Source organism: Klebsiella sp. CSG-1, assembly GCF_056521145.1.
Genome location: NZ_JBWNLD010000003.1, coordinates 96,150 through 119,697, shown reverse-complemented (window position 1 = coordinate 119,697; position 23,548 = coordinate 96,150). Strand labels below are relative to the sequence as shown.

Below are 23,548 nucleotides of genomic sequence, written 5' to 3'. Positions count from 1 at the left end.
CGTTTTTACCCGCAAAGTACCGCGCTGCTGGCTGGATCGAGTGCGATCAGACCGGCCAGAAGCTGGTCCATCTCAGGCTGTAACCGTGATTTATCGGTTTCACCGCGTGTGGCTTTCATGCGCAGCAGTCTGAGGCGACGCGATTTGACTTCGAATAACAGTGTCGGCGTCCACTGCGTGAGGGTGATGGACTGCGCAGCGCTATCGAGTTCCCTCAGCAGATGCAGGGCCAGTTCATTCTTACCTTTCTGTTCGGCCACGCGGGCCATCAGCAGGCGCAGTAGCCATTTATCTTTTATGGCGTCGGTGCCCGGGCGTGTTTGCAGCCAGTGAAGAGTGGCATCCAGTCCGTCACTGTCAGCTTTCTCCAGTGCTTCTGGTTCAAGTGCCAGAATGTCGTTGTCAGCCCCTCTGGCGGCACTGACCGGTTCATCCCGCCAGCCGGATATATCGTCCAGCACGTTCTGATTTATCCAGTTCAGCGTGACCTCATCGGCAAAGGGCGTACCGTCATTAAAGGCCAGCGTTTCAAGTCCGGTGAGGCGGCGCAGCAGCCCTTTCAGGTCGGCGGTGATGATGTCGGCCAGCACTGCTTGCCCGGACTTCAGCAGGGCCTGATGGATATACCACTGCAAATCCAGCCAGAGATGATTAGCGCCGCGTGAGAAGGTGCTGTCCGCCTGATCCAGTATTTCCAGCCAGCTCTGCTGCAGGTACAACCGCTTGAGCATGGCCCGCTGGTCAGCCCGCGGCGGTTCGATACGCGTTTTCCCTTCGGCATTCGGTGCCGGAATAGCGCTCAGCGTGTCATGGCGTAGGCTTTTCATTAGCCGATGTGCCGCAAGCCAGCCATCGGGTTGTTCACGCAAATATCCGGTCAGGATTCGGGCCTGGGCCAGTAAATCCTGACCGGACGTGATGCGACTCAGGACCGGCGCGTCAGGCTCGGTCGTAGGCGCGGAGGTCTGTGACTGCCCCTTGTTACCGGCGTTTTGCGGCACCACCGCATCCATGCCACCGGCCTTCATCAGACGAGATTCCAGCGCGCTGTACAGGGCATTCATCTCCGGACGTGACGCTTCCGGCCCGGTTTCCAGACTGTTGCGGATGAGCAGCAGCGCACCGGCAGTGCGCAGGGCATCCTCGCGCACCACTTCCGGCCAGAGTGACAGGCTATCGAGAACACGGGAGCCTGCGAGCCACTCCAGCGCCGGTTTACGGCTCCGCTCCCGCTGAGGGTGAAGTTTCGTCCCATAGTGCTGCAACAGCCCCGCCAGCAGCTCAAGCCCTTCGGCAAAACCGGCTTCGCCGTCCTGGTGCAGGCGCGCCCAACAGTAATAGGTGGCAACCCGGATATCTTTAGCGGTGCCAGTCAGCAGCTTTTCAGCAAGCGTGCAAATCAGCCCGGTATTGATGCCGGAAAGTTTGTTGACCTCTTCGCGGATACGCTGAAAATCCTCGTCATATCCCGGGTCTGCTCCCGTCGGACTGGTATCGCTGACCGGGGCAAGCCAGGGATGCCAGCTTTCCGTGCGTACCTGCGCCTGTTGCGACAGCAGGTTTTTATCCGCCTGACAGGCGGCAACCAGATCCTGCAGAGTGCTCATCATTCGCTCCCATCGATGTCACTGTTTCCGCTGTTGTCCATCAGCGCCTGAGCGGTGGCCGCGCTGTCGACACTGAATATCTGATCCGGCAGCGTGAAACCGCGCAGATCCAGCAGCGTCAGCGGACCTTTTCCGAGTTGTGAGCGCAGTACCCACTGCAGAATTCGACCGTCCGGGGCGGTAAAGCTCATCATCCACTGGCTACGGTCAAGCTGCTGGCGCTTGCCCTGCTCCAGCCAGCGAATAAAGCCCCAGGTGCCGCTGTAATCCCCAAACAGGCGCGCACCGGCGCTGGTTGAGGTCCAGGTCAACATCGTGCCTGGCTTATACGTTTCTCCCGGCCAGCGGAAAGATTGCCAGTCGGCCATCTGGTTAAAGTAATGCAACTTTTGTCCATCAATTGTCAGTTGGGTTTCCACCACCTGCGATGCAGGACGCGCCTGCAGTTCGAAGCTGATGCCCTGACTGCCATCGGTGAACAGAATGTCTGACAGCTGGCTAAGCTGGTTAATGGCCCGCAGAAAGGCCGGGTTAAAACTCAGCCCCTGGCTGTTGACCTTATCCGGTGCCCACTGGCTGCCTTCCTTGTGCAGCACACCGCTGAGCTCTGTCGTCAGGAAGCGATCAATTCGTCCGCTGTCCTTGCGCACAAATTCAGCCAGCATCGGCAACGAGGCGTCACTTTTGCTGGCGGCAAACGGAAAGCGTGCGTCGAATGCGGTGTGCCAGTTCGCCGTCACCGAGCGACTCCACTTATCATTCAGGCTCGCTGCCGACGGCTGCAGTACGGTCTCCCAGGCCTGGGTCAGCGGCTGCACAAACATCGTGTTACCGAAGCCGCTCCACTCCTCGCCAAGGCTTGCCGAAATCAGGCTGCCATATTGTTGGGTATCGGTCAGGTCAACGCTTTTACCCTGAAATACCGTCTGCGCCAGGATCTGCATCATCTCCTGCGGGTCAGAGGCGCTGGCTACCTGCTGCAGACGGAGACGTACGCGGGTGATGCGAGTCAGGTAAGTTTGCAGGCTCAGTGAGTTATCAGCCGACATCACATTGCTGCTGGTGTTTTTGCCCAGAAGCTGAAGCAGCGGGCCAAAGGTTTCATCCAGTGGTCCCTGTGGGCCTGACGCAGACTGGTCAATCACCGGTTTGTCTTTCCCGCCCACCAGGTCTTTAGCCGATTTGATGAGGGAGTCCGAAAGCCCTTCGCTTTGCTGGCCGGTCTGCCCCTGCCACGCCAGCGTATTCATCAGGGCAATCAGCGGTGACTGACGGACATCACTCATCAACGTCAGTTGGTCGGTGACGTCAGCGATATTGTTTGCCGGGTTAAGTCGCAGACTATTCAGGAAGCTCAGCCAGCTGCCGGCAAAGTCGGTGAAGTAACGTTGCGTCAGACGCGCTTTCAGTGCTTCCGGCGACAAGTCTGAGGAGACAGCTTTTCGACTGTCGCTCAGCACCCAGTCAATTTCATCGCGGCGCGAACTGGCCGCTTTCTCGATGGCCTGCTGAATCCCCCCTTCCCATGCCTGGCGGGTAAACATGCCCGGCACCACCTCCTCGGTGATGAACAGGCGGCGAGCATCGGTGCCGCTGGTCATGTCTTCCAGAGACACATCGGCGAAATTACGGCGTACCGATTTGAGCATGTTTTCATACAACGTGCTTTCGGCATTGCGGTGCCCAATTTGCTGCAACAGCACCTGGCGGCTCTGACTGACCAGTTGCGTATTCGGCGTAATTTTCCACTGCGGCTGCTTTGGTAGTTCGGAGATGTAGAACGCCCACAAATCCGGTGACAGGCTTTGCCACAACCCGGTTGAGATGCCTATGCGCGTCGGCTGCACCACTTTCATGGTCTGCGCGTAAAACGCGCCGTCGGCTTTATCCGGCCGGGCCATCATCAGCCAGGCTTTCAGCTGGTCATAGCCCGGTTTCGCCAACTGCGCACGCTGGTCACTGTTCGGCGCTGAGTTAGCCAGCGCGCTGAGCTTTTGCGTCAGGGCGACATTCGCCGGATCGCGAATCAGTCGGTTGTTCACCACGCCGTACCAGGGCAGCATCGCGTTCAGCAGCTGCGGGTTGTGGTCGAGACCAAAGCGCTGATACCAGGGCGCTCCCTCCCGGACACGGTGCAGCAGGCGACCGGCGTCATTACGCAGAGTATGCAAGGCCGTCAGTTGGTAATCCGATACGGAAGGATGCTCTACCAGGGCATGAGCCTGCTCAGCAACAGAAACTATCTGCATGCGGTTGACAGCGAACGACAGCAGCGTCCCCACTCCCCAGACACCGATAATGGCCATCAGCGTCCAGGCAAGCGTCTGTTCCCACGCCATGCCGACACGGCGGCCACGTATGCGGGCGCAGTCGTCAACGATACCCTGCCAGGACACCGGCAGGGTCAGCGCATGGCGTTGTGATTCCGGGACATATTTCTCAGCATCGGCAGATGCAGGTGCTGCTGCTCTCTCAGATGTATCAGCGGTTTTATCGCCTGGCAGGCTGAACATCAGGCCACGCAGTGGAACGCGCTGCTGAGAGTCGAAGAGCCATGGCACCAGTTGCTGAGCCCAGCGGGCGATACCGCCGTCTTTCAGACGCTGGCCCAGGCGCAGCAGGAAGTCGTGACCGTTGTTCTCAGCGACCTGACTCACCCCCTGCGTTCGCAGGACCGGCAGCATCAGTTCTAGCTGGCGGGTAATATCATCAGGCTTAGCACGCAGCGGGAAACGGGCTCCGACCGCCTGCTCAGGGCGTGTAGTCTGCGACCAGGCGCTGTCGCACAGTTGCCACAGCCAGACCGGGGCGGAATAACGGAGCAGTTCACTGATTTTTTCCAGCCCGCGTAAATCGCTGTCGCTGATTTGTGGGGTCAGGTTTAGCGACGCGGGCATAACGCGAACAATACCGTCCAGTGGGCGCCCGCGGCGCAGCTTGCGCAGCGCGGTGTATTTTTCGCGATCGGGCTCAGCAGTCAGACTGCCGCCGTAAATCAGCACGGTACGGCTGCCTTCCAGCCACTGCTGTTGTTGCAGGCCGGGGACCAGTTGTTCGATTGCCGCCTCATCGCCGGTGACCAGCAGCAACTGCACCTTACGCTGCCAGAGCAATGTGTAACGTCTTTTGAGATGCTTGCTGAGTGCTGAAAAATAATATTGTTCCGGCGTTCTTTCCTGACTGTCACTAGTTCCGCCATCAGGCGTAACGGGAGAAAGATTTTGTTGCCCGGACAACATAAAAAATACCAGAGAGCATAGTGCGGCTGTTAAGGTGATAACACCTGCCAGCACGAACCAGAAATTATCGTCACCGTTTCCAGAGGGCAACTGCGTTGTCTGTGCTAGAACAAAGAGTATCATCAACAGGACTGCCACGATGAGTAGTCCTGCTCCTAAGGGCTTTGAAACCTTTTTCATGCCGGTTATTCCTTTCCGGACTGTCGCGCGACCCTGATAAATTCGGGGCGCTGAAGACGGGCTGTAATTCGTCGCAGCAAAATGACCAGCCCAGGTAATGTCACTAGCAGTGACAGCAGAAGAAGAGAGATCCCTGACCAGGATAATGCCGTTGAAGGGAAATAGTTGATCATCAGGCTGTACAGCCCGACATTCAGCAGTAACGCCATCAGAACAGAGCCCCCGGGGAACGGTGGCTGAATAACCCAATGACCATACCCGGCTGCAGGGTCGACGTTTCCGAGCGTTACTGCCCAGGCATCATCTTCACTTTCGAGAAGAAGCCACTGGCAGGCGGGGCCATAAGCGGCCATTTCAGCCGCAGCCCCGATCATTGCCCAGCCAGCAAGACCGCCATACCGGACGCATGCGCTGTCATAATCAATGACGCCGCCAGTACCGATGCCATCATACAGAGGGACCGACAGGTCATTCAGCACTCTGCTCACTGACCGCCGTGGTGCATCTGACAGTCCGCTGTGCCAGACAAGATGTTTCTTGCTGGCAGGCGTGAGGGCCATATCCCGTAATTCACTAAGTTCGGTTGCAAGCGTACGGGTGTTGAGCGGCATCGCCCGGAAAAGCCGTAACGCATTTTTTTGTTCTCCCTGATTCAGCATTGACGGTGGCATCAAAAATAACGCACTGGCAAATTCCGGCAAAACATCGTCGGGTAACCGATAGTGCATCGCCAGTACCAGTACGGGGCGCTTTGATGAACCCACAAACTGATTCCAGTCATCAAGGGATGCGTCTGCATCCTGAACATGAATCCCCTCTTTCCAGGACAGAGATCCGTCTGACCAGATACGGTGAAATGCCTGAGATTCCCGGTCCTTATCGCTACCGTTGGTCTGAACAATAATCTGGAGCGAGCCCACGGGATAATACCGCTGAATAGAAGGTGTTATCTGAGCAATGAGATGGTGAAGTAACTGCTCAAAACGTGAAATGCCGGGAGTAAGCGGTTCGTCCGGCAACATCGTTAAAGGCGGAATGTCTGCACTTCCCTCTTCCTGGGTATGTGCAAGACGAGGCAACAGCCCCATATCAGCAGCGATGAAAACATGGCTGAGAATGACGAGATGCTGATGTGCACGTAAGCGCCACTTCAGACGCATGTTCCGGCACCACTCATTCCAGTTCCAGACACGAATTGCCCGCGTTTCCCAGCAAAAACTGTAGACGGCGATGACTGCCGCAATGCCCGCAAATATCCAGACCGTCAGTGGCAACCAGGCCCCACTGCTCAATGAAGGTAACCCTGTCGTCGGTGATTTCAGTACAGCAACAAGCAACCCAATGAAAAGTCCGAGAAAAATAATCAACAGACAGAACCACGGTGACCAGGATGGTGCCTGCTCTTTTTCAGGCACCTCCGGAAGAGACCAACCCATCAGCCAACCTCCATATCCTGCATGCTTGCGATGACACTCGCCCCACATTGTGTTTTACAGCCATGTAATACAATTCCGCGTCCGTTTTCTTCATATGCAGAAACATCGCACTCAATGATTTTGTTTGTGCCGTGCTCTGGGCAACTGACGGTATCATTTAAAAGTGCGGCATTTTTACCGGATATATCGAAACTGGATGAGGCCGATGTGACTTTGCCACCATGCGAAGTGGCGTCTCCCAAAACGACGGCAAATTTCCCCATATTTCACTCCTTAAAATTAAAGTGCATGCATCGCCAACCGTTGATGTTATTTTTTGAGTTGCAGCCGTTCCATTTCATGGGTTCTCTTTTCTGCGGCATCGACTGCCACATCTCTTCTTATAATTGCAGGCATAGCAGGGATCGTCAGTTTACCTGTCCAGTAATAGTCGTCACTTTCCAGCCAGTCAGCCTGATAACGTAATTCAGCAAGGCTTTCCCTGTCCCAGGAGTGCCAGCAATAGCCAACTGGCAAATCATAGGCAACGACCCTGCTCATGAAGCGCTCATCCATTGGCAACGAACTGTGATCTGTAGGCCGCTGAACATAAGTACGAACATCTTCCAGCATTTCTTCTCTGGACTGTTTTTCATATCTGTTACGGTCTTCTTTTGATCCCGGCCCGGGCAATTTAATCCCTGAGGAATCTTTGAGTTTCATTTTCTGGTCAAAATAGCCGTAGAGCGATATATAATAGCGGTAGTCGACATCAATGGGGATATTCTTGCCGGGATCTATTTGTCCGTAACCATAGCCAATTTTTCCTGTCTGTTTTTCTTTACTGCGATAATCCTGGTCAAAATTCTCCAGTTCTTTCGCTGTCATCGGCTCTGGCACCAGAGGGGCATTAATTGCCAGTTTTTGCCCTCTTATAGGTTCTGGCCAAGTCATTTTTTGAATTATTGATGTCGTACTGTCCCAGAATGGATTACCATCGCCCATATCACTAAAGTTTGTTTGCGGGTTAGGTTCACCCCCACAGGGAATATTTCGCCCAAGCATACGAACATATAATGTCTCACCTGCTGCTTTAAATAATGAATGAGGTTCAGTAAAATGACTGGCTTCCGTATTGGGTAATCCCTGCCAGCCAATACTGCGTAAAGGCGCAGATCCCATCACCCGATCATGAGGGTTACAGTAGATCCATGTTGTGTCATGGTTATCACGCTCAGGCACACCTCCGTGAGTTTTACCTTCCGGCGTCCAGCTTTCGCCATCACTGCTGGCCCCGGCCAGTAATCTTTCATATCCTTGTTTCTTCAGGCGTGTTTTGTTTTCAGCCACTTTCTTTACAATATCGGCAAATGTCGCTTCTCTGGCTTCTTTACTGATGATTTCATTCATGGGATATGAAATATAAGTTGTCATTTCATTATCCAGCGCATAGGGCGAATTCATCACAAACAGTGCATCCGGGGCTTCGATTGCAGCAGCGGCCAGGGCAATCATGGTTCCCTGGCTGTGTGATAACACCGTCACCGTATCTTCAGGATGTTTGTCACGGATGGTTTTAATGAGCTTTGCCAGACGACCTGCTGCATGAGCATAATAATGACGTGGTGGAGCTGCTGTAAGAAGTCTGTCGCGTTCCCCGTTCAGTAATTGAGTGCTGAATGGAACCGGAATGCCCAGTGCTGAAGGCCAGTTATCAAACCCTTTTTCACTCCATAAACTGACCAGCTGGTTGCAGCCATTCTGGAACGGGCCGCCCCCCCAGTAAAAGGGCCCTTTATTTTTTCGCTGCTCAGGCATCAGGTCGTAATAATTATCACCCTGTTTATTTTTTAGCGGGATCGCATATTTGTCGGTTTCATTTTCAGCAGCACGATAACCCCAGTAAAAGCGGATAACAGGAGAATGACCTTCTTCAGTTATTTTTCGCGGCGGCACTACCCAGGTAGTGTGTTCATCACTCCAGTAAGCTTTTTCATATTTGTTCCCCAGTAACTGAAATTGCTCATCCAAAGATGTCAATTCCAGTCGTTTATTCAATCCGTCGCATAGTGCCTTTTCAGCATGGTCATACCATTCACCCTCAGAATTTACTCCATGAACGAATATAATCAGTCCAGGCAATTGCAAGGGAGGTTGAACCTCTGCATTAACTTTAACATTTTTATGTGATGTCACAGAATAGGAGAATGGGGCGCCATTATCTGTAGTATAGACCTCGACCTTTCGTGTAGGAGACGTTTTATTGTTCATTTGACACTCCTTCCTACTGGTTTTTCGGTTCAAGGTTACGATCACATTGCATAATTTCCTGGGGTACCTGAGAAACGTCAAAAGAAAGCTCTGGTTGATAAATTGGCCCCGTTACTCCAGGGTAAGCAGGATTAGATTTTTTGGTGGCCGGACTAAATGTCCACTTCAAGGCATACGCACTAGTCGGAGTTCGTTCCTTAAAAGCGTACTCAATCATATAAAATCCATCATTAGTTACCAGCATGTCGTAGTCTTTTGTATCACCATTGGGATCTTGTGTATTTGAACCGTACGTCACTGAGCGTACTGTTTTCCCGCCATCTGTTGTCACAGCAACAACATTCAGACACCCTTTATCAGATCCCTTACACGCTGCCTTATTATCATTTGCTGTTATTGGAAAAGCCAGATAATCATCCCGGTTTGATAACCAGAACAGACGTCCTTTAAATAAATAACCTGAAGAGAGTGTAATCTGGATATGAATTCCTTTCGTTTCATTATTATAAAATGTTTTTCCATTTTCGCAGCGGGTGTACTCTTCAAGCGTAAAGTAACGGTCTTTATCAATGCGATAAATTATCTGCGGCGGGCCATACACCTCAGGCTGCTGTTTTTTCTTTTCCGGTTCTTTCTGCATATCCTTCATAGCAGAAAAAGGATTCACAAAGGCAACACCGCCACCATAAGGCCCCACTACACAACCACTCAGAACAGACACAACATATATAAAGCAGAACCGCATAATCAGATTTATCATAACCCTGTTCCTTTCTTTATTTCTTCAATACGATCTTCAGTCCATCAACCGCTTTTGACATTATTAATGATGAGTTTCCTGAACTATCAGTGACACCAGACAAAACTTTTCCATCCGGCATATGAATATCATAATTCTGATTTGCCAACGGTTTACCAGATACAGGGGGAGTAATGACGAATTTCTCATCAAACGTTGAAGGCTCAAATGATTTCATCACGCCCTGCATACTGCCTGAACCGGCCTTCTTTATTCCGGCATTCTTGACCAGCAGTTTTCCGGGGCCGCCTATTTCCACGTTGCCGCCCTTGATTTTGATATAGCCGCCACCGCATATCAGCGTCAGTTCATCCTGGGCTGTAACAACCAGTTTCTTGCCACTCGAAATATGCGTGTCCTGCGTGGACCAGGTGGTGATATTCCCGCCCTGCGCCTGAATATCAATATCGTTGTTCGAGCTGAACAGTTTTGCACCCTCACGGCTGTACAGGCTGAGTTGTTTACCGGCCGCCAGAGTGAAATCCTTCTGGGCACCGATATCCAGTTGCTTACCCGCTGTCAGCGTCAGATTGTCACGGGCTGATAACTGCATATCTTCACCGCTCACCAGCGCCATCCCTTTCGGTGCACTGCCCAGGATAACCTCTTCGTGCAGCTGTTCGATTTTCTGCCTGAGGAGTTTTTGCTGACGGCTGACATCGGCAGCCAGCGCCTGAGCCTGTTGTGCGTTGGCTGCAAGGGATTCCATCTCCACTAATGCTGCTGAAAGCCTTGCCAGTACCGGCTACATCTCCAGCACCAGAGCCTGCCCGTCCTACGAGATAAATATCCCCTTCTGCGCCCGGATGGCCCCCAGCTGTCGGTTCTGAGCTCAAAGCTCTCGCCGTGCTTCTACCCGTAGGCATCCACTAAATGACTGAGCTGCGCAGCGAAGGTAACTCTGTTGTTGGTGATTTCAGCACAGCCACAAGCAGTCCAATGAAAAGACCCAGGATAATAATCAACAGACAAACCCACGGTGACCAGGATGGTGCCAGCTCTTTTTCAGACACTTCCGGCAGAGACCATCCCATCAGCCAACCTCCATATCCTGCATGCTTGCAATGACGCTCGCACCACACTGCGTCTGGCAGCCATGTAATACTATTCCGCGCCCGTTTTCTTCATACGCAGAAACATCGCACTCAATGATTTTGTTTGTGCCATGCTCTGGGCAACTGACGGTGTCATTTAAAAGTGCAGCATTCTTCCCTGAAATATCGAAACTGGATGAGGCTGATGTGACTTTACCGCCATGCGTAGTGGCATCCCCTAAAACAACAACGTTCTTCCCCACTTTTCATTACCTTTTAAATATTTCATTTAACCTTATAAAGCACGCTAAACATTAAAATCAGCATAAAACATATTCATGCCTTATTTACAGATCTGTAAGCAGATAGCTTACTTTGCGCTTTATTAAATTCATCAATGACCGTATCCCGGCTAATTAAATCAGGCTCTGGCACTTTGTCAGGTATTCCACTAAAGAGGTAGGGATCCTCCCCCTGTACCCAGTCCGCTTTTCGCCGTAAATCAGCCATAAATTCCTTATCCCAGGTTGCATCGCAATACCCAATCGGCAAATCATAAGCTACCACCTGCGACATGAAATCAGCACGCATTGGCAAAGTACTATGGTCCGTGGGCTGGGAAACGTAGGTTCTCAGGCGAAGATCTTTTTCTTCAAACGTTTCCTCACGGCTTACGGGAATCAACCGCGGTTCTGCTTCTGTACCCACATTTTTAAAACCAATCACAATATCCTGATTAGGGTAAAGATTAATGTAGTTGTCATAGGTATTGTCGTTTTTATTTTTTTTATCCGGGTTGAACTCTCCCCAGCCATCTATTTGCCTGGCGTCATGTTCCATCCCCACTCGTGTTACATCAAAATTTGCCAATTTAGTAGCATCAATAGGCTCCGGAACTTTTTCGGCATTAATAAAAACCGTTTGCCATTCTGGAGGATCCGGATAGATGAAACTACTGCTTTGATACTGGTCGCCTTTATCATCCCAGAAAGGTTTTCCATCCGGCAATTTCGCAAAAGGCGTCACGGGATTTGGAGCTTCGCCACATGGAGTACTGCGAGCCAGCATCCGCTGAAATAAATTTCCCTGATGCTTTTTCAGAAGAGGATGGGGATACCCCTGAGAATCATTGGGTAATCCCTGCCAGCCAATTGAGCGTAGCGGCCGTGACCCCATAACACGGTCATGAGGACAAAAGTAGATATAAGTGCGCCCGTGATTATCGCGTTCGGTAAGACTGGTACCATTTTCATCAGCAAGAGTGACATCAGGTCGCCAGTTTTTTTTATCTGCCGTTTGTCCGACACAAAACCCTTCATAGCCCAGTGATGACAAATGATTTTTTCTTGAAGCCACCTTATCAATGATGGCAGATAACGTATTCTGCCGCCCTTCTGGCGAAATGCACTCATCTGCCGGAAGTGACGCGCCATTAAGATCGTTATGGTCCAGCGCATAGGGGGAATTAAGAACAAACAACGCATCAGGTGCTTGTTCAGCAATTGCTACGGCAGCCATTGCAATCATCGTTCCCTGACTGTGAGAAACAATGGTCACCGTATCTTTGGGATATTTTTTACGAATACTATCAACCAAGTCTGCAAGACGTTTGGCCGCATGGGCATAATATTTTCGCGGCGGGGCATTGGTTAACAGGCGGTCTTTATCTTCATTAAACCACTGAACTTTGATACCTGCGACTCTCTCTTTAAATCCTTTCTCACTCCATAAAGAGTGCAGATTATTTGTTCCGTTCTGGAATGGTCCGCCGCCCCAGAAAAATGGCCCCTGAGCAATAATATTTTCATGAGAAACACCTTGCATTTTCAACTGATGATAATCAACACCTTTCCTATTGGCTAACGGTATAACATATTTATCTTCATTACCTTTAGGTGAGGAATACCCCCAATAGAATCTAATCACAGGAGAGTTTGATTCTTTTGTGTTTGTCACATCTCTTTCAACTAATGGTGTAGTTGAAACCACAGAATCGCTTTTGTATTTATTCTTAATTAGAAGATATGGTTTTTCAAGGCCAAGCCGTTTATTTAAACCTACACATAGGCTTTCTTCAGCGCTCTCAAACCATTCTCCCGTTGAATTAACACCATGGACCAGTATAATAATCCCAGGTAAATGAGGTGGTAAATCACATCCACCTCTAACCTGACAATTCTTATGTGAAGGAAATGAACTCCAGGAAGGGTGTCCATTATCATCGAACTTACACTCAAGCTCACGGATTGGCTCTTTGCTATTGCTCATTTTTCACTACATCCCTTTTACCATATTTCGATATATAGATTATAGTTTTGGCTTTAACTTCATTATTGCATTGATAAGCTCTATCACTACCTTCATCAGATAATCGGGGGAACACAATTTTATTTTTATAAACATCTCTTGTCATTTTCGTGGCTATATCAGATAGCTCATTTGCCAGTCTATTAGTTTCGTCATGCGATTTAGGCGGAATAGACTCCCTTGCATAGTCAAATATATTAAAACGCGGACCATAATCATTAGCATATGGTTGTTTTCTTCGAGACACTTCCTTCTTTATCCGTTTTTCAACTTCAATATCCATATCATTAAATACATTTATTAACTTACCGCTATTGCTATCGAAGCGAAATTTATTCACACCAGAAAGACCATCAGTATATCCATCACTATAAACTGGCTCTTTCTTGGACTCATCCCTTAGATAAACACCATCATTAGCCACTACAACTTTAAGCTGACTAAAACGTTTTGGGGTGCTGTACTCCTCAGCTATAATTTTATAGATAAAGGTTTTTCCATAATCTGCTGAAAAGAAGAAAAACACAGGACAACCTCTTTCTGACCTTCCGCTACCACAATATTGCCTGGTTGATGCACCGGGGAATGCCAGATAACCATTATCTGCACCATTAATAATGGTTCCCTGATAAGCCGCAACATTATTACCACGACGATATGAGAAATCATAAAAATCTGTATCCCATCCCAGTTGGGTTTTTATTTCCCTTTCAGTATTATTATAATAAACCTGCCCACCCTTATCACAAGATATGTAGTTTTCCAGCGTCAGGTATCGATTTTTATCTATGCGATAAATAATTTGAGTCGGAGAATCCGTTTCAACTTTTCGTGACTCTTCTGTCTTTTGAGCACCGCTCATTCCTCCAAGGCCGACACCAAAACTGGCCCCCATTGATACACCGGCCAAAAACTGAAGCCCCTTATACAGGGCATACAGGAGTACACCAACAATCGCTATAATTGTGAGGACTTGCCTGTCTGACTGATTCCATCTCATCTTAACTCGCCTTAACCAAGGTGATAATCATATTGTCGATAACATCAGAAGAATTAAGTGACGTTGATCCAGAAGCATCTGTAATACCGGAAACAACAGAACCATCTGGCATAGTGATTTTGTACGCCTTACCCGGTAGAGGTTCTTTTGTTAGCGCATTTCTGATAACAAACTTTTCATCAAACGTTGAAGGCTCAAATGATTTCATCACGCCCTGCATACTGCCTGAACCGGCCTTCTTTATTCCGGCATTCTTGACCAGCAGTTTTCCGGGGCCGCCTATTTCCACGTTGCCGCCCTTGATTTTGATATAGCCGCCACCGCATATCAGCGTCAGCTCATCCTGGGCTGTAACAACCAGTTTCTTGCCACTCGAAATATGCGTGTCCTGCGTGGACCAGGTGGTGATATTCCCGCCCTGCGCCTGAATATCAATATCGTTGTTCGAGCTGAACAGTTTTGCACCCTCACGGCTGTACAGGCTGAGTTGTTTACCGGCAGCCAGCGTGAAATCCTTCTGGGCACCGATATCCAGTTGCTTACCCGCTGTCAGCGTCAGATTGTCACGGGCTGATAACTGCATATCTTCACCGCTCACCAGCGCCATCCCTTTCGGTGCACTGCCCAGGATGACCTCTTCATGCAGCTGTTCGATTTTCTGCCTGAGGAGTTTTTGCTGACGGCTGACATCGGCAGCCAGCGCCTGAGCCTGTTGTGCGCTGGCGGCAAGGGATTCCATCTCCACTAATGCTGCTGAAAGCCGTGCGAGCGCTGCGCCCATCTCCAGCACATTCCCCTGCGCCTTCGCCTGCCCGTCCGCACTGATGAAGATGCCCTTCTGCGCCCGGATGGCTCCCCAGCTGTCGGTTCTGAGTTCAAAACCCTCACCGCGTTTCTGCTTCTCAGCATCCACTAAATGTCCGAGATTCAGCTGGCTCTTGCCGCCGTACTCCGTGCTGACCTTGATATGCTCTTTCCCGCGTTCATCGTCGAGGCGAATTTTGTTGTTCGCCGGGGTGCGCAGGACGTTACGTTTGTAGTTGCGGATAGTGACATGGTCACCGTGCGCCGAGTCATGCAGCACACCGGAAATGTACGGCCTGTCCGGGTTACCGTCCTCAAAGCCAATCGCCACTTCGGTTCCCGCCAGCAGCGGCAGGTGCAGGCCGTAGGTATCTCCTGCATATTGGCGTGACTGGCGCACCCACAGGCTCTCGAACCCGGTCTCCCGGTTATCACGATCAAACAGCATGTTGACCCGGTAACGGCCGTCTTTATCGATATGGCCGTAGGTGTCGTTTTCCGTGGTGCTGGTGACGCGGGCCGGTAAGGTACCGGCCATCACCGGGCGCGAGCCAGGCTCAGGGCGGAAACTGAAATCAGTGCTGTCCGGGATCCCGTCGAAATCAACCGCCAGGTCCTTATCGCGGCGGGCATGCGTGCGCAGGGCTGTGATAACCACGCCATGAGCAAACACGTCGGCCACTTCGTAGCCGCCGGTGACTTTCAGTACCTGACCCGGCGAGAGAGTCGGGCAGCTGGTGATGGCACAGGTCTGCGTCTGGCCATTCAGGTAACGCTCATGACGAATGCGGGCGTAAAACGCCCCGGACTCCGGGGCCGGATTGCGGTCCCAGGTACTCCCCTGAGTCAGATAGTTATCGGCATAGTGATAGGCATCACCGTAGGTGGTGAAATCCCCGCGGGTCGCATCCACCTGGATGTTCATGTCTTCCGTCGCCTGGCGGTAGTTGTAATCACGGGTGCTGACCTGCTTCTGCACCACGTTATGATGACTCTCCATTCCCCACACCGAGTCCACGCCTTGCGAGTGCTGGCCTGACGGTGGCACCGATGGCAGGGTCAGGCCTTTTCCATACCCCTGCTGACCGTCGTAAAACTCCACCACGTCGATGTTCAGGCGCGTATCGGTGGTAAAGCGGAACCAGATACCGACTTCGCCCAGCAGGCGGGAGATAAAGCGCAGGTCGTCCTCTCCGTACTGCATCACCTGCTCACGTCGCGGGTACTCTTTTGCAAGCGAGAACAGAAAATCCTGACCGCGCATGCCGTGGCGCTCGCGCAGGATTTTTTCCACGATTTGCGGCACTGACATATCCTGATAAATGGTATTCTGGTGCGAACGGTCAAGCAGCGCCAGGCGCGGCTGCAGCGTCAGGGCGTAATGGGTTTCATCTTTTGAGGTGCCGAAGCGTTCAAAGCCCGTCACCACTCCCTGAATCACCCGCACCGGCTGCTGCATTTTACTGCCATAGCCCTGATCAACCGGGGCCTGCAGCGTCAGGGAGGCGGGCTTCATCAGCATCATCTCTTTACTGATGGCATGGTCGCCACTGGTAAATTCAATGCGGTAGCTGAACGGTTTACTCAGGGCTTCGTTGCCTTCAAATGCCAGCACATCAAGCTCGGCTTCACACCCCTTCACCGAAAGCCAGTGGTGGTTGTGGCTGAATCTTATCGGGGGATGGTTGCTCATGCGTTCACTCCTTCAGTGCGGTTGAAATCCAGTGAGATCCCCTCATCCTCGCTCCAGCCGAGCGTCAGGAATTGCGGCTTCTGTTTTGCAGCCATATAGGTCAACAGCTGCTGGCTCAGTACAGGCAGGATTTGCTGATTGAGTAAGCTCTCCACGTTACGCGCACCGGTATCCGGAAGCAGGCAGGCGGCGGTCAGTACGTCGTACAAGCGGTCATCGATACAGGTGATCAGGCCGTAGTGGCGGTGCAAGCGTTTACTGACCTGGGCGAGCTTCATTTCCACGATAGTGCGCATGGCGGTTTCAGCCAAAGGCCGGAAAATTACGGTCTGGAAGCGGGCGAGTAGCGCGGGCTGAAAATGATCGCGCAGGATCGGGCGCAGCAGTTCGTGCAGGTCGCCCTCGCTGGCTTCCGGTTGTTCGTCCAGAAGCTGCATCAGAGGGTCGCTGCCGAGGTTGGAGGTCATCAGAATAACCGTGTTGCGGAAGTCGATTTCTCGACCTTCGCCGTCGCGCATAAAGCCGCGATCGAATACCTGATAGAACAGATTCATCACATCACGGTGGGCTTTTTCCACTTCATCGAGCAGCACCACGCTGTACGGGCGCTTGCGCACGGCTTCGGTGAGGATCCCGCCCTGCCCGTAACCGACGTAACCCGGAGGTGAACCCTTCAGTTGAGAAACGGTGTGCGGCTCCTGGTATTCCGACAGATTGATGGTAATCAGCGATTTTTCCCCGCCGTACATCACGTCCGCCAGCGCCAGCGCGGTTTCGGTTTTTCCCACGCCGCTCGGGCCAACCAGCAGGAACACGCCCTGCGGGCCATTCTCGGAGGTGAGTCCGGTTTTGGCGGCACGCAGGCGTTGCGCGATGGCAGTCAGCGCCACATCCTGTCCGACCACACGCTTGTCGATTTCATTTTCCAGGGTCAGCAGCCCGGTCTGCTCGTCTTTCATCAGCGAGGACAGCGGTACGCCCGTCCAGTCAGCAATCACCGTTGCAACGGTACGCACGTCCACATCAACGCAGAGCAATGGGTGGCGGTCCTGCATGCCGGTCAGCTCCTGTTGCAGCGTGTGAGTCTCACTCTGGCGGGAGATATCCTGGCGGCTTTCCAGCAGTTGTTCGGTGAGTTTCAGCTCCTGACCGTACTGGGTTTCCAGCTCGTCGAGCGCAACGATGAGGTCGTTCTCTTCCTGCTCAATGGCGCTCAGGCGTTTACCGTGGCTCTGATTGCCAAGCGCGATATCCTCCAGCAGCGCCTGCTTCTCCATTTCCAGAGCGGTAATCTGTGAGCGGATGCGGGTCAGCGGTTCCGGGACGGTGTCGAGGCTCATGCGCACGCGGGCGCTGGCAGTGTCGAGGAGGTCAACGGCCTTGTCCGGCAACTGACGGCCTGTCAGATAACGGCGAGAAAGCGTGACGGCAGCTCGCACGGCATCATCGGTAATGTGCACGTTGTGGTGCTCAGCATAGCGGGATTTCAGACCACGCAGCATCAGACACGCCGTGTCATCATCTGGCTCGTCCACCTTCACCATCTGGAAGCGACGCTCCAGGGCAGCATCGCGTTCGAAGTACTGCTTGTATTCGGACCAGGTGGTCGCGGCGATGGTGCGCAGTTCGCCTCGCGCCAGCGCCGGTTTCAGCAGGTTGGCGGCGTCTGCGCCCCCGGCCTGATTGCCGGCACCAATGATGGTATGCGCCTCATCGATAAACAGCAGAACCGGAGTGGATGACTGTTGCACGGCATCGATGACGTTTTTCAGGCGCTGTTCAAATTCGCCCTTCACGCCGGCGCCCGCCTGCAGCAGGCCGAGGTCAAGCGTGCGCAGAACAACAGGTTTGAGCGATTCCGGTACATCGCCTTCGGCGATTCTGAGTGCGAGACCTTCCACCAGCGCGGTTTTCCCCACGCCTGGCTCACCGACCAGGATCGGGTTGTTTTTACGGCGACGCGAGAGAATATCCACCATCTGGCGGATTTCCGTATCACGGCCAAACACCGGGTCGATTTTGCCTTCCTTCGCTTTGGCGGTGACGTCGAGGGTGAACTTATCCAGCGCGTTTTGTAATGCCGGGCTGAGCTCGCTCTCTTGCACTTCAGCCCCAACCGGGCGCCCGACAAACGCCACTCCCCCGCCATGGCTCTGCGCCAGTTCAGCTTCCTGCTGTACTTCGGGACGTTCATCAGACTGTGCATCAAGCAAGGGACGCAGGCGCACCAACTGACTCTGACCCAGCGTCAGCAGTGGCCACAGTCCGTCACAGTGGGCCAGTTTTGGCTTACCGACCAGTGCCATCAGCAAATGGAGGCTACGGATTTGCTCTTCTCCATTAAGGGAGGCAATCAGCCAGGCTTCCTGCATCAGCGTCTGGATGTTTTCCGAGAGCTGCGGTCGGTGGCGCACTGAGCGCGGTTGTTTATCCAGCCAGCCGAGCAAATCCTGCCAGATGCTGTCCATATCCCATTCGTAGCGACGGGCCAGCACCGTGAGATCGCCTTCCCCCTGCTCCAGCAGTTTCAACAACCAGTGCTCCGGAAGAATTTCCGCATGCGCGCGGCTCTGGCAGAGCGAGGCCGCCCCTTCCATCGCACGGGCACAGTAAGGGTTCAGACGTCGCAGCAGGATGGCTGGATTTTCCATGAGTCTCTCTCTTTGTCGGTTCCTGGACACGCTACCGCCCCTCGCTGTTTCCCGTGAAGGGGACCAAAGCGCATCCGGTCGGCTGGCAGATTGTGGGTTCTTTGCTCAACGCCCGCGTGGGCAGACGTTCAGCAAAGACAAAAAAAGCGGACAGAGTGGACTGTCCGTCTGAGTGGTTACTCTAAATAGTTCGTGCAGTAACAAGGCGGCAAGTTCGCGAATCCCCGGGAGCTTACAGCGGTAAGTGACCGGGGTGAGCTAACGCAGCCAACACCGTTACCGCGCGAAATATGACGAGTAACTTAGGCGGTGGCGCGTTCGTTCCACGAATCGGAATGAATGATGTTGCCGTCTTTGTAGGTCCAGGTGATTTTTTCGTAACGCAGCTCAATCTGCTCAAGGTGGTTGTGTTTCTCGAAAGAGGGATCCTTGATGTCGTGCATCACCGGGTTCACTTTCACCACTTTTACGTTTTCGAGTCTGGTGTTGAAGTACTCCACTTCCTGGCCTGCGTCGTTGATTTTGTACCACTTGAATTCCGCAGACTTGAGGGTCTGACCGGTGGTCACCGCCTTGTACAGATACGGGCTGGACGAATCGATTTCCTTGGTGAACAGGAACGGCGTGTGGATACGGGTACCCGTCAGTTTGCCGGTGTTGTTATCGGTCGGGATGTACAGGTTATGCTGCTGCGCCACCACTTCGATGCTGCCTTCGCGATCCTGAACGTCCACAGACCCTTTAATGTCCGCGCCGCCGTCGTCTTTCAGCCAAAGATAAACAGGAATTGCCATGGAATTACTCTCCATTGTGTAGTGATGCGCCATCATCCTGCGATGACGCCGGGGTTTTGCCAGGTATCTGACAGGCACTGGCCTGCGGTACCAGACTGATTTCGACACGGCGGTTGAGCGCACGGCCCTCCGGAGTGTCGTTGGTTGCAGCAGGACGGCTTGCGCCATAGCCCTGCACCGCAAAACAGCTTTCCGGCACGTCGCCGGTATCGCGCATCCAGTCGCGCACGGCTTCGGCACGTTTCTGAGAAAGCCTCTGGTTCAGTTGCGAAGTGCCGGTGTTATCCGTATAGCCGGCGACCACAATCAGCCAGCCCGGCTTTGCCTTAATGCCGACCAGCGAGTTGACCAGCAGCTTGGTCGAGCCGGGTTTCAACACGGACTGCCCGGAGTCGAACAGCGACATGCTGTCGAGGCGCGCAATTTTCGTTACCGGTTTGGATTTCGGCTGCGGTTCAGGCGGCGGGGGCGGGGGCACCCAGGAGCGGATCGCATCCAGCACAGGCATTCGCAGACGCTCACCCTGATACAGACCGAAGCTCATCCGGGCCGGTACGCCATTGCGCACCCAGCCATCCAGCTGTTCCGCATCGTCACGCAGGACGGTAACGGCGTCGGCTTTTGGTCCGAAATCATGCATCGGGATACGGTCATAGAGGGCAATATCGAAGCTCACACGCTGCAGCAGCTGGTGATTGTTCCAGCCACTGCTGAGCAGCGCAGCAATGGCCGCCAGCGTGAAGATCCCGAGCGAATAACGGAAGGCTCGCCCACGCGGCGTCAGGCCTCGCCCTTCAGGCAGCAGCGGCAGGATAAAATCCGGCAACGGGGAGATAACCGTACTGTCCGTTCCCACCGGCTGCCAGCCCGCAACCTGCTGCATCGCAGTGTGGCGGGAAAGCCACCCCGTCCAGGCCGATGTGGCCAGACTTCCGGCAAGAATCGGCCCCATTCCCCACAGCACCGCAACAGGTGCAATGACGGGAATATCGGGGTTTTCATCCATAAACACGGCTTTGACGTGCTGATGGAACCAGCTCATCAGGCTGTTCATCAGTACCTGTTGCTGCATCGCCATAGCACCACCGGTGGCAACCCAGGCTGCAATGGAGCCCGGAGCTGAAGATTCACGCCAGACCCTCCCCCCTTCCCCCGGGATAGCCGCCTGCCAGAGCATGTCATTCGTCATCGCGCTGCCAACCTGACCATTCAGAACCAGCGGCACAGAATGACCGGTTTCTTTACGCAGCCGGCTGATTTGCCAGCGCAGGGCCAACAGACGACTGGTAAGGCGCTCGCTGTCAGCGTGTTGCTGTGGGCAGACGCTGACCATCACCGACAGCTGACGCCCCCAGTCAGGGCGTAGCCACAGTACCTGGCGGGCTGCCTGCTGCAGATCCTGATGATCTGCCACGCGGATCCAGCATCCCTGGGTGACAGTGAGCACCAGTGACTGCTGCATACATGCCAGCGGCAAATCACCACAGACCAGCACCACGGGCTGACGGTAAGTGGCTTCCGGTAGGTCATCCAGACGCAGGATGACATCATGCTGCGCACGACGACTGGCGGCGTACCAGAGCGTCAGGATAAGCCCCAGCACCACCAGCAGAACGAGCGCAGAAACCAGTCGGGTGACCGGCAGAAAACCCAGGCAGACCACGGCGCTGAGCAGGGCGGCCCACAGCGCAAGCCCGCACTGTTGCGCCGGACTCATTTCACGGCTCCCGGCAACAGGGTCAGCAGCGTCTGATCCAGCCAGTGATCCAGTCCCAGCCAGAGTGCAGCCACCGCCACTACACTCAGGCCAATACGCACGGGCCATGACGCCAGCCAGCCGCCCATTCCCCATCCGGTACGGCTTTCGGCCAGGACCGAATGGGTTTGTGGGTAGCTGAACGGCGTGACATGCTCACTGAGCGCGCTGACGAGTTTCTGGCGCTCCGGGTCGTTCAGAGAGCGGAAACTGCCGAGGAATCCCAGCATCATGACTCGCTGGAAGCAGGTCACGACGGCGTGGTCTGGAGCCGGTTCGCGCAACACATCACGCATCCGATCGCACAACGTATCGCCAGCGTCCATGGTGCCGAGGAAGTGCCCCTGCAGGGGAGTGTCATACCACTGCACACAGGCGTCATCCTCCACGCCGCGATCTTTGACCGCCTCATCAAGCAGCGCACACTGTGCAGTGAGAATATGCTGACAGCTGGCTTCATCGAGTTCGCTCGCTTTCAGCTCACGCTGGACACGTTCGACATCAGCAATGCAGCGCTCCCACAGCGTGCGCCCTTCTCCATCCTGAAATTTCGGGCCATGACGCAGGCTGATCGCCTGCAGCCAGGTGTCCTGCAGGAGGGCATCAATATCAATGGACGCGGCAGCGCCGCGTTTACGCTCACTCATGTTCGCAGTACCGCAAAGAGTTCAAGTTCAGGCTCGCCAAGCATTCCCGGAACGTAAAACATACAGGTGCCGCTCTGGAGCATTTCGATGGCCAGAGGATGAGAGACATCAAGGCTGAAATACTGGTTTTCCAGGCGCAGTGGAATAGCTGCCGGCACATGACGCAGCGGCGTCAGAGGAACGCCCACCCGCGATGAATTGACGATGCTCCTGACATGATCGGGACTGCCGACCTTGCACAATTGCGGGAACTGTTCCTGCAGCTGTGCCACCGGCATCGGTGAACGCACGGAGAGATAGTAATCAGCGCCTTCGCGCAGACGTGGGTCATGCAGACGAGCCTGCGAGAAGTGAAGTCGGGCATCATGCTCAAGCTCAATCGCCACCACCCGCGACGGCAGGCTGGCTTCCAGCAGGTCGCCCAGTAAATCAAACAGCGGCGGGAAGACGTTATTCAGTTGCTCATGCTGCCAGACCGGAATAGCACTCACCTGATGCTCCAGTGAGAAGGTCAGCAGGCTGCCCGCAAGCCGTGCCAGCTCCGGATACAGACGCTCAGGCGGGATTTGCGGGTGGCGCAGAAACTGTCCGAGCACGGGCTCAGCGCTGTTCAGGGCATTGAGCAGCCAGAACAGTGACACGTCGGCCACGGCAAAATCTGCCATTCGTTCGTTACTCTCCCGGCGCATATCCATCAGGCGACTCAGACGGGCACGCAGTTGCGTCATCAGCTGCTCCAGCTGGGTCACCAGCCAGCGGTTGCCCTGCAGAGCCAGCAGTGGCGGGAGATAGGTTTCATCGAGTGCCCAGTTCCCCTGCGAATCCTGCTGCAGACGGGCGACCGGACAGGCCAGATAATCGCTGTTGTTTTGATGGGCAAACCGCAGCGTCAGCTCTGGCTGCATCACCGCAATCTGGCGGGTATCATCTCCGAAAATATTGCGGACATCCCGCCAGCGCTGGCGATAGCGAACAGGACGCTCGGCCACTTCATCAGGTTTAAGGCAGTTACCGCCATTCGCCCGCAGCAGCGGAAGGGCCAGAACCACCATCACGTCCTGTGATTCACCTTCAAGCGCCAGCACCGGCGGCAGGTCATCAGCATTATCCGTGTCGATAAGCGTCCCGTCCGGGAACCGGAGATGCAGATGACGGGCCTGCAGGCGGCCCAGCTTCAGTGTTTCCGGTTCGAAAGCGACATTTATCACGCCCCAGGGCTGTGATAAACCCATCCGGGCGATACCTTCGGCGGACCAGGCCGCATACGCGGCCTGTTGCTGGAAGTGCTGGGGCGAAACCATAATCCCTCGACCCCATAACGGTTGTTCCGTTTTCATCGGCTTCCTGCCTT

The 23,548-nt window shown here is 53.7% G+C and carries 15 protein-coding genes and 1 pseudogene; all 16 read right to left on the bottom strand.

Annotation, left to right across the window (positions count from 1 at the left end):
* Positions 1-5 precede the first annotated feature (5 nt).
* The gene (gene tssA / locus AC007G_RS08665; RefSeq protein ID WP_142630086.1) at positions 6-1,607 is read right to left on the bottom strand and encodes a type VI secretion system protein TssA; all 1,602 of its coding nucleotides are present in this window, start codon (positions 1,605-1,607) and stop codon (positions 6-8) included.
* Entirely contained in the window at positions 1,607-5,026 is a 3,420-nt protein-coding gene (locus AC007G_RS08660) for an ImcF-related family protein (protein WP_142630027.1), read from the bottom strand. The genes tssA and AC007G_RS08660 overlap by 1 nt, the downstream gene beginning before the upstream one ends.
* 5 nt (positions 5,027-5,031) lie before the next feature.
* A complete protein-coding gene (locus AC007G_RS08655; RefSeq protein WP_142630030.1) occupies positions 5,032-6,462 on the bottom strand; it encodes a hypothetical protein in 1,431 nt (476 codons plus the stop codon).
* Positions 6,462-6,725 (bottom strand): PAAR domain-containing protein, encoded by a 264-nt coding sequence (locus AC007G_RS08650; RefSeq protein WP_131063593.1) that lies wholly within the window; start codon positions 6,723-6,725, stop codon positions 6,462-6,464. Before AC007G_RS08650 ends, AC007G_RS08655 begins: the two co-directional genes overlap by 1 nt.
* 46 nt (positions 6,726-6,771) lie before the next feature.
* Complete coding sequence (locus AC007G_RS08645; RefSeq protein ID WP_142630032.1) at positions 6,772-8,712, bottom strand: T6SS effector phospholipase Tle3 domain-containing protein; 1,941 nt, start codon at positions 8,710-8,712, stop codon at positions 6,772-6,774.
* Between the two features lie 13 nt (positions 8,713-8,725).
* Positions 8,726-9,472 carry a T6SS immunity protein Tli3 family protein gene (locus tag AC007G_RS08640; protein WP_142630034.1) on the bottom strand — a complete coding sequence of 249 codons (747 nt, stop codon included), beginning with the start codon at positions 9,470-9,472 and terminating at the stop codon, positions 8,726-8,728.
* A 16-nt stretch (positions 9,473-9,488) separates the two neighbouring features.
* Positions 9,489-10,357, bottom strand: a pseudogene (locus AC007G_RS08635) (DUF2345 domain-containing protein); the annotation flags it as partial.
* A gap of 187 nt (positions 10,358-10,544) precedes the next feature.
* On the bottom strand, positions 10,545-10,808 hold the full coding sequence (locus AC007G_RS08630; RefSeq protein WP_074182929.1) for a PAAR domain-containing protein: 264 nt from the start codon (positions 10,806-10,808) through the stop codon (positions 10,545-10,547).
* Positions 10,809-10,881: 73 nt separating this feature from the next.
* Entirely contained in the window at positions 10,882-12,813 is a 1,932-nt protein-coding gene (locus tag AC007G_RS08625; RefSeq protein WP_142630036.1) for a T6SS effector phospholipase Tle3 domain-containing protein, read from the bottom strand.
* Entirely contained in the window at positions 12,803-13,852 is a 1,050-nt protein-coding gene (locus AC007G_RS08620) for a T6SS immunity protein Tli3 family protein (RefSeq protein ID WP_479466583.1), read from the bottom strand. The genes AC007G_RS08625 and AC007G_RS08620 overlap by 11 nt, the downstream gene beginning before the upstream one ends.
* Before the next feature lies 1 nt (position 13,853).
* The gene (locus tag AC007G_RS08615; protein WP_142630040.1) at positions 13,854-16,349 is read right to left on the bottom strand and encodes a type VI secretion system Vgr family protein; all 2,496 of its coding nucleotides are present in this window, start codon (positions 16,347-16,349) and stop codon (positions 13,854-13,856) included.
* On the bottom strand, positions 16,346-19,000 hold the full coding sequence (gene tssH, locus AC007G_RS08610) for a type VI secretion system ATPase TssH (RefSeq protein ID WP_142630042.1): 2,655 nt from the start codon (positions 18,998-19,000) through the stop codon (positions 16,346-16,348). The genes AC007G_RS08615 and tssH overlap by 4 nt, the downstream gene beginning before the upstream one ends.
* 302 nt (positions 19,001-19,302) lie before the next feature.
* Positions 19,303-19,794, bottom strand: coding sequence for a type VI secretion system effector Hcp (hcp, locus tag AC007G_RS08605; RefSeq protein ID WP_032686595.1), 492 nt, complete (start codon positions 19,792-19,794; stop codon positions 19,303-19,305).
* Between the two features lie 4 nt (positions 19,795-19,798).
* Positions 19,799-21,511, bottom strand: coding sequence for an OmpA family protein (locus AC007G_RS08600; RefSeq protein WP_142630044.1), 1,713 nt, complete (start codon positions 21,509-21,511; stop codon positions 19,799-19,801).
* On the bottom strand, positions 21,508-22,197 hold the full coding sequence (gene tssL, locus AC007G_RS08595; protein WP_085396711.1) for a type VI secretion system protein TssL, short form: 690 nt from the start codon (positions 22,195-22,197) through the stop codon (positions 21,508-21,510). The genes AC007G_RS08600 and tssL overlap by 4 nt, the downstream gene beginning before the upstream one ends.
* On the bottom strand, positions 22,194-23,534 hold the full coding sequence (tssK, locus tag AC007G_RS08590; RefSeq protein ID WP_064794199.1) for a type VI secretion system baseplate subunit TssK: 1,341 nt from the start codon (positions 23,532-23,534) through the stop codon (positions 22,194-22,196). The genes tssL and tssK overlap by 4 nt, the downstream gene beginning before the upstream one ends.
* Between the last annotated feature and the right edge of the window lie 14 nt (positions 23,535-23,548).